Source organism: Bradyrhizobium sp. HKCCYLS1011, from assembly GCF_051167795.1.
In the GTDB taxonomy this organism is placed as follows: domain Bacteria; phylum Pseudomonadota; class Alphaproteobacteria; order Rhizobiales; family Xanthobacteraceae; genus Bradyrhizobium.
In genome coordinates this window covers 155,855-168,950 of sequence record NZ_JBNPTT010000007.1, presented here as the reverse complement: position 1 = coordinate 168,950, position 13,096 = coordinate 155,855, and the positions used below count along the sequence as shown (strand labels likewise).

At 65.0% G+C, this 13,096-nt stretch carries 11 protein-coding genes; 2 read left to right on the top strand and 9 right to left on the bottom strand.

The features are described from left to right. Positions 1–96: 96 nt before the first annotated feature. From ACQR1W_RS24015 to ACQR1W_RS23975, 9 genes are all read right to left on the bottom strand, one after another. Complete coding sequence (locus tag ACQR1W_RS24015; protein WP_434853122.1) at positions 97–1,032, bottom strand: sugar-binding protein; 936 nt, start codon at positions 1,030–1,032, stop codon at positions 97–99. Between the two features lie 87 nt (positions 1,033–1,119). Continuing rightward, positions 1,120–2,202 (bottom strand): ABC transporter permease, encoded by a 1,083-nt coding sequence (locus tag ACQR1W_RS24010; RefSeq protein ID WP_434853121.1) that lies wholly within the window; start codon positions 2,200–2,202, stop codon positions 1,120–1,122. Beyond that, entirely contained in the window at positions 2,202–2,963 is a 762-nt protein-coding gene (locus tag ACQR1W_RS24005; RefSeq protein WP_434853120.1) for an ATP-binding cassette domain-containing protein, read from the bottom strand. Before ACQR1W_RS24005 ends, ACQR1W_RS24010 begins: the two co-directional genes overlap by 1 nt. Positions 2,964–3,018: 55 nt before the next feature. Continuing rightward, entirely contained in the window at positions 3,019–4,341 is a 1,323-nt protein-coding gene (gene xylA / locus ACQR1W_RS24000; protein ID WP_434853119.1) for a xylose isomerase, read from the bottom strand. Next, positions 4,338–5,795 carry a xylulokinase gene (gene xylB / locus ACQR1W_RS23995; RefSeq protein WP_434853118.1) on the bottom strand — a complete coding sequence of 486 codons (1,458 nt, stop codon included), beginning with the start codon at positions 5,793–5,795 and terminating at the stop codon, positions 4,338–4,340. Before xylB ends, xylA begins: the two co-directional genes overlap by 4 nt. A gap of 115 nt (positions 5,796–5,910) precedes the next feature. Continuing rightward, entirely contained in the window at positions 5,911–6,939 is a 1,029-nt protein-coding gene (locus ACQR1W_RS23990) for a LacI family DNA-binding transcriptional regulator (protein ID WP_434853117.1), read from the bottom strand. 195 nt (positions 6,940–7,134) lie between these two features. Beyond that, the gene (locus tag ACQR1W_RS23985; RefSeq protein WP_434853116.1) at positions 7,135–8,763 is read right to left on the bottom strand and encodes a tannase/feruloyl esterase family alpha/beta hydrolase; all 1,629 of its coding nucleotides are present in this window, start codon (positions 8,761–8,763) and stop codon (positions 7,135–7,137) included. Between the two features lie 312 nt (positions 8,764–9,075). After that, the gene (pobA, locus tag ACQR1W_RS23980; protein WP_008972255.1) at positions 9,076–10,248 is read right to left on the bottom strand and encodes a 4-hydroxybenzoate 3-monooxygenase; all 1,173 of its coding nucleotides are present in this window, start codon (positions 10,246–10,248) and stop codon (positions 9,076–9,078) included. A gap of 174 nt (positions 10,249–10,422) precedes the next feature. Continuing rightward, entirely contained in the window at positions 10,423–11,343 is a 921-nt protein-coding gene (locus tag ACQR1W_RS23975; RefSeq protein WP_434853115.1) for a helix-turn-helix domain-containing protein, read from the bottom strand. A gap of 134 nt (positions 11,344–11,477) precedes the next feature. Here ACQR1W_RS23975 and ACQR1W_RS23970 point away from each other — a divergent pair, with 134 nt between their 5' ends. Continuing rightward, positions 11,478–12,641, top strand: a complete 1,164-nt coding sequence (locus ACQR1W_RS23970; RefSeq protein ID WP_434853114.1) for a cytochrome P450 — start codon at positions 11,478–11,480, stop codon at positions 12,639–12,641. A 38-nt stretch (positions 12,642–12,679) separates the two neighbouring features. Beyond that, on the top strand, positions 12,680–13,003 hold the full coding sequence (locus ACQR1W_RS23965; protein ID WP_434853113.1) for a 2Fe-2S iron-sulfur cluster-binding protein: 324 nt from the start codon (positions 12,680–12,682) through the stop codon (positions 13,001–13,003). Positions 13,004–13,096 lie beyond the last annotated feature (93 nt).

Below are 13,096 nucleotides of genomic sequence, written 5' to 3'. Positions count from 1 at the left end.
TCGCGCTCCTTCACGTCCGCAAACAAAAAGGAGGCGACCCAGGCCCCGACCGAAGTCGAAGCGAGGGCCGCCAGTTTTCCCCGGGAGGAACTGAATCTAGTTCAGCAGCTTGGCGACGTTGTCCTTGGTGACGAGGTCGAGGCCGGTGTAGATGATCTCGGGCACCTTCTCACCCTTCTTGACCGCGAGCAGCGTGTCCATCGCCTTCTCGCCCATCTCGAACGGCCGCTGTCCGGTCAGCGCGTTGGAATAGCCGTCGCGCAACAGTTCAAGCTGCATCTTCAGCGTATCCGCCACCACCAGCGTCAGCTTGCCAGCGTCGATATCCTTGCGGTTCTGGTTGACGAAAGCCTTGTAGCCTTCCGGCGCGAACATGGGCCAGCCACCGATCGGAACGATGGCGCCGAGATCAGGCGTCGCGGTGCGCAGGTCGGTCATCTGCTGGACCGCCAGCGCCGGATCGTCGTTGCAGAAGGTCGGCGAACCCGCGACTTCGACCCACTTCGATCCCTTCAGGGCTTCGCGCACACCATCGACACGCTCGGCGAGATTCTTGGCGCCCGGACCGCCGGAGACGATGGCATATTTGCCACCGTCAGGCCTCAGCTGGAGCAGCTGCTTGCCGAGCGCGAGACCGAAATCCTTGTTGTTGGTGCCGATATAGGCGATGCGCTTGGAGCCCGGCGCGTCGGCATCGAAGGTGATGACGGGAATGCCGGCCGCGGTCGCAGCGTCGATCGACTTGGTCATGGCGGCGACGTCGGCAACCGAGATCGCGAGACCATCGACCTTCTGGGTGATGAAGTCCTGGATGATCTGGGCCTGCGTCGCCGGCTCGTGCTCAACCGGGCCCTTGTAGATGCACTCGACATTGCCGAGCTCCTTGGCCCGCTTCATGCAACCGTCGCGGGCGACGTCGAAGAACGGATTGTTCATGGCCTTCGGCACGATGATGAAGCGGTATTTGGTTTCCGCATGCGCCGGAGCCAGCATGACCGCGAGCGCCGCAGCGGCGTACAACAATTTCCTCATGGCTTTCCCTCCAAAATGTCTATCCCCGATGATTGTCTGGCCGGTGCGCGGATAGACCTGTTCGTTCACATCCCGGCCAGTATCAGGTCACAGCAGGCGCGAGCGGAGCCGGTCGACCAGGACGGCCGCGATGATGATCACGCCCACCAGGGCCTGCTGCCAGTAGGAATTGACCTGAGCCAGCACCAGCCCGTTGCGGATGACTTCGAGCAGCACGCAGCCGACGATGGCCCCGAGCGGTCCGCCGATGCCGCCGGCGAGATTGGCGCCACCGATCACCGCCGCCGCGATCACGTTGAGCTCGTAGGATGTCGCCATGTTGGCCGGCGCCGAACCCAACCAGCCGGAAATGACGATGCCTTGCAGGCCCGCGGCGAGCGCGCAGATCACGTAGACCTCGATCTTGACCCGCGTCACTGCGACGCCGGTCAGCTCGGCCGCCTTCTCATTGCCGCCGATCGCAAACACGTGGCGCCCGAAGCTGGTGTGATGCAGCACTAGCGCCATCAGCAGCCCCAGGACGATGAGATAGATGAACGGCATCGGCAGGCCGTACAGGTCGCCTTGCGTGAGCGCATAGAAGTAGCTTGCGTCCGGACCGCCCGGGAAACTGCCCTTGCCGTTCGAGATCACATAGCCGAGCCCGCGCACGATCGAGAGCATGCCGAGCGTGGTGACAAAGGGCGACAGGCCCAGTATCGCGATGCAGACGCCGTTGATGAGGCCGACGATCAGCGACACCGCGAGCCCGCACAGCACGGAGACCAGGAGGATCAGCCCGGGCACGTTGGCGACCACCGTCTTGCCGTCGGCTGCGAGGTGAACGAACCAGGACGCGAGCGGCTGGCCCGGCGTGGACAGCATCGTCATCACCATCGAGGTGACCATCGCGGCAAAGCACATCATCGAGCCGACCGAGAGGTCGATGCCGCCGGTGATGATCACGAAGGTGATGCCGAGGGTTGCGATCGCGATAAAGGAGAAGTTCTTCGCGATGTTCTGCAGGTTGCCCTCGGTGAAGAAATAGGGGCTCGCGAAATTCATCACCACGATGAGGATCAGCAGCGCCAAGGTGACATAGGCGGTCTGCGAGGCGAACACGCCGCGATGCCACCATTTGACGGGACCGATATTGGTGAAGGAGATCTGGGCATCTGATGGCGCGGACATCACGCAGCCTCCTTGGCGCCGGTGATCAGCGCGGTGATTTCTTCGGGACTCGTGTCGGCAATGGGCTTGTCCGCCCGCTTCTCGCCGCGGCGCATGACAACAACGCGGTCGCACACTGCGAAGATGTCGGGCATGCGGTGCGAGATCAGCATCACGGCGATCCCCTGCTCTTTCAACCGGTGGATCAGGCTCAGCACCTGCTCGACCTGCCGCACCGAGATCGCCGCGGTCGGCTCATCCATCATCACGAGCTTGGCGTTGGACAGCCGCGTGCGCGCGATCGCCACCGCCTGGCGCTGGCCGCCCGACATGTCCTTGACCAGGTCATTCGGCCGCGTCTCCGAGCGCAGTTCGCGGAACAAGTCGAGCGCGCGCGCCTCCATCGCCTTGTGGTCGAGCAGCGCGAGCGGGCCGAAATTGCGCTTCAGCTCGCGGCCGAGAAACACGTTCGCCGCGGCGGTGAGATTATTGGCCAGCGCGAGGTCCTGATAGACGACCTCGATGCCGACGGCGCGGGAATCGATCGGGCGGTGAAAATGCACCAGCTTGCCGTCGAAATAGATCTCGCCCTGGCTCGGTGGAAAATTGCCGGCGATGATCCGTACCAAAGTCGATTTGCCGGCGCCATTGTCGCCCATCAGGCCGACGACCTCGCCGGGCCGTACCTCGAGGTCGACACCGTGCAGCGCGCGAATCGCGCCGAACTGCTTGCCGATGCCCTTCAGCTCCAGGACCGGTTGCCCGGTCGCCGCCGTGTCCATGGCGGTCCTCCCACTCGGTTTGTTTATCGCAGCCGTTCGGCTGTCGTTGGTTGCGTCAGACGTAGCGGTTCACGACACTTTCCAGATATTCCTGCCGCCCCGAACGCGGCAGCGGATCAAGACCGGACGACGTCGCGCGATCAGCAAGCTCGGCGAGCGAGCGCTTGCCCGCCAGGATCGCCTGCCCCTCCTCGCCCTCCCAGCCGGCATAGCGCTCGGCCAACGGCGTCGTCAGCGCTCCGGCCTCGAGCATGTCGGATGCGGCCAGGAAGGCGCGCGCACAGGCATCCATCGAGCCGGCATGGGCATGGATCAGATCATCCGGGTCGATCGATTGTCGCCTGATCTTGGCGTCGAAATTGAGCCCGCCGGTGGTGAAGCCGCCACCCTTGAGGATCTCGTGGAACACCAGCGCGAGTTCCGGCACGTTCATCGCGAACTGATCGGTGTCCCAGCCCAGGAGGTCGTCTCCACGGTTGATGTCGACCGAGCCGAACACGCCAAGCGCCTGCGCCAGTGCGATCTCATGCTGGAACGAATGCCCGGCCAGGATGGCGTGGTTCTGCTCGACATTGAGCTTGACGTCATTGAGCAGGTCATAGCGCTCCAGGAAGCCGTAGCAGGTCGCGACGTCGAAATCATACTGGTGCTTGGTCGGCTCCTTCGGCTTCGGCTCGATCAGGATCGGGCCCTTGAACCCGATCTTGTGCTTGTGCTCGACGACGAGCGAAACGAAACGACCGAGCTGGTCGAGTTCGCGCTTGAGGTCGGTGTTGAGCAGCGTCTCATAGCCCTCGCGGCCGCCCCACAGCACGTAGTTCTGCCCGCCCAACCGATGCGTAACCTCGAGCGCGGCGCGCACCTGGCCGGCGGCATAGGTGAAGACATCGGGGTCTGGATTGGTCGCGGCACCCGCCATGTAGCGGCGGTGCGAGAACAGATTGGCCGTGCCCCACAACAGCCGCACCTTGGCCGAGGCCATCTTCTGCTCGAACAGATCGGCGATGGCGTTCAGATTGGCGGTAGACTCCTTGAGCGTTGCGCCTTCGGGCGCGGCATCCACGTCGTGGAAGGTGAAGAACGGCACGTCGAGCAGGCGGAACAGCTCGAAGGCCACATCCGCCTTGGCGCGCGCCATCGCCATGGCATCGTCGCCATGCTGCCAGGGTCGCAAGAATGTCTCGCCGCCGAACGGATCGCTGCCCGGCCAGCAGAACGAATGCCAGTAGCAGACGGCGAAGCGCAGATGGTCCTCGAGCCGCTTGCCACCAACGACCCGGTCCTTGTCGTACCAGCGGAATGCCAGCGGACTGCGCGCATCCGCGCCGCCATAGGTGACCGTCGCACCGGTCTTGAAGAATGGAGCTGAGATGGTCACGGGGCATACTCCTTCAAGGCAGGATAAAGCTTGCGCCATCGCGCATAAGCGTCGTCATAGGCGGCAACGAGCGGCGCACGCGGCGCAAAGCTCGCCAGCCGCTGCGGCCGTCGGCAGACCACGGCAGGATCGGCGCCGGTCGCCGCCATCCGGCCGAGCCGTGCGGCACCGACGGCAGCGCCGACCTCGCCCTCCTCGACCCGGTGCACGACCACGCCGAGCACATCGGCCGCGATCTGCGCCCACAGCGGAGAGCGCGAGCCGCCGCCGACAAGATCGAACTCGGTGATCGGCTGCCCGCTATCGCCGAGCGCGACCAGCATGTCGCGCGCGGCAAAAGCGACGCCTTCGAGCACCGCCTGCACCAGGTCATTGCGTCCTGCCGCGCTGCGCAGGCCGACAAAGGCGCCTGCGGCGGTGGCGTCGTTGTGCGGGGTGCGCTCGCCGTCGAGATAGGGCAGAAACTGCACTGCGCTCGGCCGGTCGACGGCTTGGCCGAGCGGCGCCAACAGATCGGCTTCGGGGCTGGCGAGAATGCGCGCGAGCCAGGCGAGCGAGGCGGCAGCCGAGAGCATCACGCCCATCTGGTGCCAGAGCCCGCCGAGCGCGTGGCAGAAGGCGTGCACAGCGGACGCCGGCTGCGGCGCGAAACGGTCGGTGACGCGGAACAGCACACCGGACGTGCCGAGCGAGAGGAATGCATCGCCTGGCGCGATCGCACCGAGCCCGATCGCGCTCGCCGCATTATCCCCCGCGCCGCCGGCAATCACGACGTTGGCGCCCATGCCCCAACGGCGCGCGAGATCAGGAGACAGCACCGCGCTGGGCTCATTGCCTTCGACCAGCCGCGGCACGTGGGCCAGATCGAGGCCGGTCGCGGCGAGGATCGTCTCGGACCAGCGGCGGTGACCGACATCCAGCCACAAGGTGCCGGCCGCATCCGACATGTCCTCGACCATCTCGCCGGAGAGCCGGTAGCGCACATAGGCCTTCGGCAGCAGCACTTTCGCGATCTTGGCAAAGATCTCCGGCTCATGATGCGCGACCCACAGCAGCTTCGGCGCGGTGAAGCCGGGCATCGCGAGATTGCCGGCGATCGCATGCAGTTCGGGACAGCGCCGTTCGAGCTCGGCGCATTCGGCGTGCGAGCGGCCGTCATTCCAGAGGATGGCCGGCCGCAGCGGATGACCGTCGGCGTCGAGCAACGTCGCGCCATGCATCTGGCCGGACAGTCCGATGCCGCGCACGCCGGCGGTCTCGCGCGGATGGGTACGTGCGAGATCGTCGATCGCGCCGATCGCCGCGTGCACCCAATCGTGCGGATTTTGCTCGGACCACAGCGGCTTCGGATGCGACAGCGCAAGCGGCCGCGAGGCGGTCGCGACCAGCGCGCCCGCGTCGTCTTCCAGTACGGCCTTCACGCCGGATGTGCCGACGTCCAATCCGAGATACACGCAACTCCTCCCACTCACCTCTCGCCGCAGTCGGCGATCTCTGTCGCCTTCGTGCAGCGGTGTCTCGTCTGCCCTGCCCGGTTCGCGCCACCGAAGCGGCGCTGGTCTCAACGGCTCACGGCAGATTGTCCCGCATCACGATATCGATGCGGATGGTCTCCTGTTCGCTCAAGATCGGCTCGTTACGGACGAGCGCCAGCAACACGCGCACCGCAGCCCTCGCTTCGTGGCCGGGGTTCTGCGAGATCGCGGCGTCCATCACGCCATTCAACAGCAGCCGGCGCGTCAGCACCGTCACATCATGGCCGACGAACACCACCTCATCAGCACGCCCGGACTCGGCCAGCGCCTTGGCCACGCCCGGCGTGCCGGCCCCGACATTATAGAGGCCGATCATATCCGGATACTCCTTCAGCAGCCTGATCGTGAGGCGTTCTGAGAGCTCATCCTCATCATGTCCCTCAACAACAGGCAATACCTCAAGTTGTCGAAATTCCGATCCAATGACCTGGCTGAAGCCGAAGATGCGTTCCGCGTGGTCGCGCAGGGCCTGCGATCCCGCGACGATGGCGAGGCGGCCTTTGCGGTCGCCGACAAAGCGGCCGACCAGCGCGCCGGCGGTACGGCCGGCGGCGATGTTGTCGATCCCGACATAATGGTGCCGCCGCGACGAGGGCACGTCCGACACCAGCGTGACGACCTTCACGCCGGCATCGACGAGGTCGTTGATCGCCGCGCGCACGCTGGGATGATCCAGCGCGACCACGGCGACGCCGTCGACTTGCCCAACCAGGCTTTCGAGCTTGGCCGCAAGGACGGTGGGATCGAACACGTCGGTGGCCATTGTGTCGATCGTCAGGCGTCGCGCCGCCATCCAGCCGGTCATCTCGCCGAGATGCGCCAGGATCTGCTGCATGAAAAGGTTGCCGCCGGACGGCATCACGAAGGCGAAGCGCCGGGCGCGCGCCCGCGCCAGCTCAGAGGCCGCGGCGTGGGGCTGAAAGGCGCTGCGCTCCATGGCGTCGCGCACGCGCCGCACCGTGTCGGGGCGAACGCCCGGACGATTGTGCAGCACGCGGTCGACGGTGGCCAGGCTGACGCCGGCCTGCCGCGCAATGTCCCGCAAGGTCAGCGGCGCGTTCATGCCCTCTTCCTCCGGTTGAGAACCTTAGCCGGAATTCTGAGGTACGCAACTCATTTTTGAGGTTCTGATGCCCGAGCGGCTGACGGAGTTCTCCAAACGCAAAGGGCGCGATGGAAAAACCATCGCGCCCTTCTGCCGATCGACCTTCAGGCTTTTCGAGCGATCTTGTTCGCTTCTTACTGGGAGCAGTTGAAGTTACTGGGAGCAGTTGAAGCTGCTTGCGGCTTCGATCGGACCGGATGTGTAGTGCGGCCAGGCCGGCCAGCGACACAGCGGCAGGCTTCGGGCGGTCGCGAAGTCCGGCGCCTCGATCTTTTGTTCGACCACCTTGAGATCATCGGGCGCCTTGCCGCTCTCGACCCAGTCGACCAGCACACTCAGCATGTCCACATTGGCCGGCGCGCCGTTGCCGACATGATCGACGCCCGGCGCGGTATAGAGCCGCGCAAACTCCGCGGTCTCGGACTTGCCGAGCTTGTTCTCCACGCTCTCGAAATAGCGAATGCCAGCGTAAGGGCTCTGCGCATAGTCGGCCATGTGCTCGAGCATGATGAGCTTGCCGCCATGCGCGCGGAAGCGGCTGAGATCGGGGTTGGTCGAGTCCATCAGGTTGGAGACCTCGAGCAGCCTCGCCTTGTGCTCCTCAGGCTTGTAGGTGGTGACGTCGAGCTTCGGATCGCGCGCGAAGACATATTGAATGCCGCCGGCGCCGTAGATCCAGGCAATGCCGTTCGCCGGCTGAGGCGGCAGCGTCGGGGCCGCCGTGCCGAGCCACCATGCGATCCAACCGCCGGCCGATGCCGCGGGCGGCGTGTCTTCCCCCGAGACGCCCCAGCCGGGGTAATCATCGAGGCCGTTGGCGAGCGGGAACGGAAACTTGTAGGTGGCGTGCAGCGTATCGATCGCCTTGATCTGCGCATCAGTGAGGCACGCATCCCCACTCTGCCCGGCCGCGCAACGCAAGCTCTCCGGCTTGAAGCTCGCCTTGCAGGCGACGGGATTCTCGACGATGGCATCCTCGACACCATCGGCCTTGTCGCAAGCCTTGCGGACGGCATCCGCCACGAGCTTGACCTGCGCCGGGCTGATCCAGCCCTCGCCCATGGTCACCAGCCCGCTGCGCGTGCCCGCATGTTGCAGGCCGGCCCAGTTGATCACAGGCACGCGCGCTAAGATGCCGTCGAAATCGTCCGGATAGCGTTGCGCCATGGTCAGCGCCTCGCGGCCGCCCTCCGACGAACCCATGAAGTACATTTTCGTAGGCCGCTTGCCATAGGCGCGCTGCATCAGGTCGACAGCGGCGTCGCGCACCTTCTTGTAGGCGACATGCGCGAAATTCTCGAAGGCTTCGTCATTGAGCGCGAAAGTCTGCGGCGGCTCGCCTGGCTTCGCCTGATGGCCGGAATCGGTGCCGTAGGTGACGAAGCCTCGCGCTAGCGGCGACGGCTTGTCGAACGGATAGGCCGGCGGCAGGCCGAGCCCTGTGATCAGCACGCCATTGAAGCCGCCGCCGCCATATTGCAGCGAGCGCCCGTTCCAGTCGACGGGCAGATTGACCTCGAACTTGATCGGCGGAGCATTGGGATCGCGGGGATCGATATGCCCGAGCACCTTGCAGAAGGCGGGATTGGCCGGCGCGACGCGTGCCGCCGGCGAACCCGCTTTCTCGGCAACCGACAGCGTCGACGGCTGCTGAAGGGCCGCCTGGTCGATGCGCACCGGTGCCTGCGCCGAAGCAGCCAGCCCGCTGCAGGTCGCCGCCGCATCGCCGACGAAGGTATCGGCGGCTGCGGGAGCCGCACCCGCAATTGTAATGAACAGCATCGCTGCTGTCCCGCACGCGCGCGGCGCCATTGGTCTCATGATCATATCGCTTCCTTCCCCTATCGTCCCGTTGTCCGGGAGGCTCTGATTTTGCGCGCCGCTAGCGCGGCATACGAGGTACACCTCGCCCCGCTTGCGGGGAGAGGTCGGATTGCATCGCTAGATGCAATCCGGGTGAGGGGGTACTGGTCCGACAATGTACACCAATCGGAGCGTCTGCCCCTCACCCCAACCCTCTCCCCGTAAGAACGGGGAGAGGGAGCCCACCGCATTCTGCGCGAGATCTCGTATCAATCGCCACGCATCATTTCGCTAGAATGGCAGGCCGACGTAGTTTTCCGCCAGCGAGCGCTGGGCCGCTTCGGACGAGAACAGATAACCCAGCTCAGTGTCCTGCAGCTTGTCATCGTAAGCCAGCCGATCGGGGAAGCGGTGCAGCAGGGTCGTCATCCACCACGAGAAGCGCTGCGCCTTCCAGATCCGGGCCAGCGCGCGCTGCGAATAGCCGTCGATACCCTTGTCGTCGCCCTTTTTGTAGTGATCAACCAGCGCGTGATAGAGGTAATAGATGTCGGACGCGGCCGAGTTCAGCCCACGCGCGCCGGTCGGCGGCACGATATGCGCGGCGTCGCCGGCGAGGAACAGCCGGCCATAGCGCATGGGCTCGGCGACAAAGCTGCGCAGCGGCGCAATGCTCTTCTCGATCGATGGCCCGGTGATCAGCTTGGCCACGACCTCCGACGGCAGGCGGCGCTTGAGCTCCTCCCAGAACGCGTCATCGCTCCAATCCTCGACCTTATCGGTGAGCGGCACCTGGATGTAGTAGCGGCTCAACACCTGCGAGCGCAGCGAGCACAGCGCGAAGCCGCGCTCGTGCTTGGCATAGATCAGCTCAGGCGACACCGGCTTGGTGCGCGACAGCACGCCGAGCCAACCGAACGGATAGACCCGCTCGTATTCCTTCAGCCTGTCCTGCGGAATCGACCTGCGGCTGACGCCGTGGAAACCGTCGGCACCGATGATGTAGTCGCAGTCGACACGGATGGTATCGTCGCCGACCCGATAGGTCACGAACGGCTTGTCGGAAGCCATGTCGTGCGGCGTCACGTCGGCGGCGTTGTGCACGACCTTGCCGCCAAGCCGGTCGCGCGCCTCGTAGAGGTCGCGGGTCAGCTCGGTCTGGCCATAGACCATCACCGAATTGCCGCCGGAATATTTGTGCAGGTCGACGCGATCGAGCACGCCGTCATGGGCGATGAAGAAGCCGTGGTGGATCTCTCCTTCACGGTCCATGCGCTCGCCGCATTGCGCCTCGCGCATCAACTTGGCGAAGCCGTGCTCGAGCACGCCGGCGCGGATGCGCGACAGCACATGCTCGCGGCTGGACTTCTCCAGAATGATCGTATCGATGCCCTGCAGATGCAGGAGCTGTGACAGCATGAGGCCCGAAGGCCCACCGCCGATGATACAGACTTGGACTTTCATGAGGCGTCTCTCCCGGATTCACACGAGGCGGATTGTTGGGTTTGCTTCTCGGTCGCGGATTTTAGCAAGGAAAGCCCGGCGTCACTTGGATGGACGCGTCATTCTCTTGCACTTTTCCGACGCCTTGCCGCGACGCAAAAAGAACGGCGTGGCGGTATCCCGGCGCCGTCCCCGTCAGCCCCGAGTCGCCGTCACATCGTCGCCCACGCCCATCGCCTGCCGGTAGTCGCGTGGACTGGCCCCCGTGTGGCGCTTGAAGAAGCGGCAGAAATAAGCGGGGTCCTTGAAGCCGAGTTCGAACGCCAGCTTCGACACCGGCGCCGCAATATAGGTCAGCCGGCGGCAGGCTTCGCGCGCCAGCCGCGCATGCACGATGTCGAGCGCGGACTGGCCGGTCTCGGCGCGGGTCAGCCGGTTCAGCCGCTCCGGCGTCATGCCGAGTTCGTCGGCGTAGCGCGCCACCGGCCAGTGGTCGCGGTGATGCGCCTCGACCAGCACGATGAAGCGGGTGAACAGCGCCGCATGACGGCTACCGCGGGGCGCGCCCTTCGATTGCCGCGCGCTTTGCTGCGCCAGCCGCCACACAATCGAGCGTCCGAGCCAGTGCGGCACCGGCGAGGCCGCCGAATCGGCGGCGGCAAACTCATCGGCGAGATCGATAAACAGCGCGCCGATCCGGCGCGTTGCCGTGGCTTGGGAATCCAGATGGAGGATTTGTGGCGTCGCAAACAGATCCCGTAACGCCTCGCCGGTCGCCGGCACATCGCCCTCGACCACCGCGCGCGGATTGAAGGTCAGGACGTAACCGTCGGTCTCGCGCGAGAAGCGGAAGGCGTGGACAACGCCGGGCGGGATCACCACGGCGACGGGACCGGTGCAGCGCTCGCGTCTTTCGTCCAAGGCGATCTCGGCCGGGCCCGATGCCACCCAGAGGATCTGGTGCAGGCCCTGATGGGTATGGGCCTCGATCTCCCAGCGGTATAGCCGGCTGCGCACCTGGATCGGCTCGATATGCAGCATATCCGGCTGCGCGGCGGACGCCTCGCCATACAGCGCGAACGCGGGGATCGATGGCTTGGTGCGAAACCTCGGCATATCCCAGCTACATCAGAATGTCGGAAAAGTACAAGTGTTGACCGGCGTTCGTGCCTCACGCCGCTGCAATCCCTTCGGTAGGCTCAGCGAAAAGAACAACAACAATCACACAACCCTTGGAGAGGAGCCCCGCAATGTTCACCTTCGATCCCTATTCGCCTGCGGTCGATGCCGACCCGTTTCCGTTCTACAAGACGCTGCGCGACGAGCATCCCTGCTTCTGGAGCCAGCAGGCGCAGATGTGGATTCTGTCGCGCTATGCCGACATCGTCTCGGCCGGACAGAACTGGCAGACCTATTCCTCGGCCAAAGGCAACCTGATGACCGAGCTGCCGAACCGCGCCGGCGCGACCCTCGGCACCACCGATCCGCCGCGCCACGATCGCCTGCGCGGCCTCGTCCAATATGCCTTCATGAAGCGCAACCTGGAGAGCCTCGCCGGCCCGATCCGCGACATCGCGCGCGCCACGGCCGAGACGCTGCGCGGACAGGACCGCTTCGACTTCATCGAGGAGTTCTCGTCGAAATTCACCGTCCGCGTGCTGTTCGCGGCGCTCGGCCTGCCGCTCGGCGACGAGCAGACCGTGCGCGACAAGGCCGTGCTGATGGTGCAGAGCGATCCAGTGAGCCGCGCCAAGGGACCGCAACACATCGCGGCCTACAACTGGATGCAGGACTACGCAGCCTCGGTGATCGCCGAACGCCGCGCACGGCCGCAGAACGATCTGATCTCGCATTTCAGCACGGCCGAGATCGACGGCGACAGGCTCGACGAGCGCGAGGTGCTGTTGACAACGACCACGCTGATCATGGCCGGCATCGAGTCGCTCGGTGGCTTCATGACCATGTTCGCTTACAATCTCGCCGATCACCCCGACGCCCGCCGCGCGGTCGTTGCCAATCCCGATCTGCTGTCCGACGCGATCGAGGAATCCCTGCGCTTCAACACGTCGGCGCAGCGCTTCCGCCGCTGCCTGCAGAAGGACATCACCCTGCACGGCCAGACCATGCGCGAGGGTGACTTCGTCTGCCTCGCCTACGGCTCCGGCAATCGCGACGAGCGGCAATATCCCAATCCCGACGTCTACGACATCACCCGCAAGCCGCGCGGCCATCTCGGCTTCGGCGGCGGCGTGCATGCCTGTCTCGGTTCTGCGATCGCCAGGATCGCCATCAAGATCGCCTTCGATGAGCTGCACAAGGTCGTCCCGGATTACCGGCGCACACAGGAGCAGCTGCCCTGGATGCCGTCATCAACATTCCGCAGTCCGATGTACCTCGAACTGGCGGTTCATTAGTCCGAAGCGCACCGCGACAGCACGAAGACGAGAGCAACATGGTCAACATCATCTATGTCGAGCCCTCCGGTAACCGGAAGACGATCGACGTCGAGGACGGCTGGAGCCTGATGCAGGGCGCAATCGCCAATGGCGTCGACGGCATTGTCGGCGAATGCGGCGGCTCCTGCGCCTGCGGTACTTGCCATTGCTATGTCGAGGAGAGCCGCCTTGGCGACATCCCTCCTCCGGAAGCAGCCGAGGAAGACATGCTCGACACGGTCGCTGCGGAGCTCCGCCCAACCAGCCGCCTCGCCTGCCAGATCAAGGCGACGGCCGCGCTGGAAGGACTGGTGATCACGCTACCGGAAACGCAGGACTAGTCAGCTGCCGCATGCGCAATGCTCCACTTCGGCGTTGGAGATGCCTCATGGTGAAGGAGAGGAATGAAAGCCCCGGTGCTCGGTGTATCCTCT

Bases quoted from the DNA above. Each gene is read 5' to 3' on its own strand.
- ACQR1W_RS24015 (WP_434853122.1), bottom strand. From the start codon at position 1,032: ATGAGGAAATTGTTGTACGCCGCTGCGGCGCTCGCGGTCATGCTGGCT.
- ACQR1W_RS24010 (WP_434853121.1), bottom strand. From the start codon at position 2,202: ATGTCCGCGCCATCAGATGCCCAGATCTCCTTCACCAATATCGGTCCC.
- ACQR1W_RS24005 (WP_434853120.1), bottom strand. From the start codon at position 2,963: ATGGACACGGCGGCGACCGGGCAACCGGTCCTGGAGCTGAAGGGCATC.
- ACQR1W_RS23990 (WP_434853117.1), bottom strand. From the start codon at position 6,939: ATGAACGCGCCGCTGACCTTGCGGGACATTGCGCGGCAGGCCGGCGTC.
- ACQR1W_RS23985 (WP_434853116.1), bottom strand. From the start codon at position 8,763: ATGCTGTTCATTACAATTGCGGGTGCGGCTCCCGCAGCCGCCGATACC.
- pobA (WP_008972255.1), bottom strand. From the start codon at position 10,248: ATGAAAGTCCAAGTCTGTATCATCGGCGGTGGGCCTTCGGGCCTCATG.
- ACQR1W_RS23975 (WP_434853115.1), bottom strand. From the start codon at position 11,343: ATGCCGAGGTTTCGCACCAAGCCATCGATCCCCGCGTTCGCGCTGTAT.
- ACQR1W_RS23970 (WP_434853114.1), top strand. From the start codon at position 11,478: ATGTTCACCTTCGATCCCTATTCGCCTGCGGTCGATGCCGACCCGTTT.
- ACQR1W_RS23965 (WP_434853113.1), top strand. From the start codon at position 12,680: ATGGTCAACATCATCTATGTCGAGCCCTCCGGTAACCGGAAGACGATC.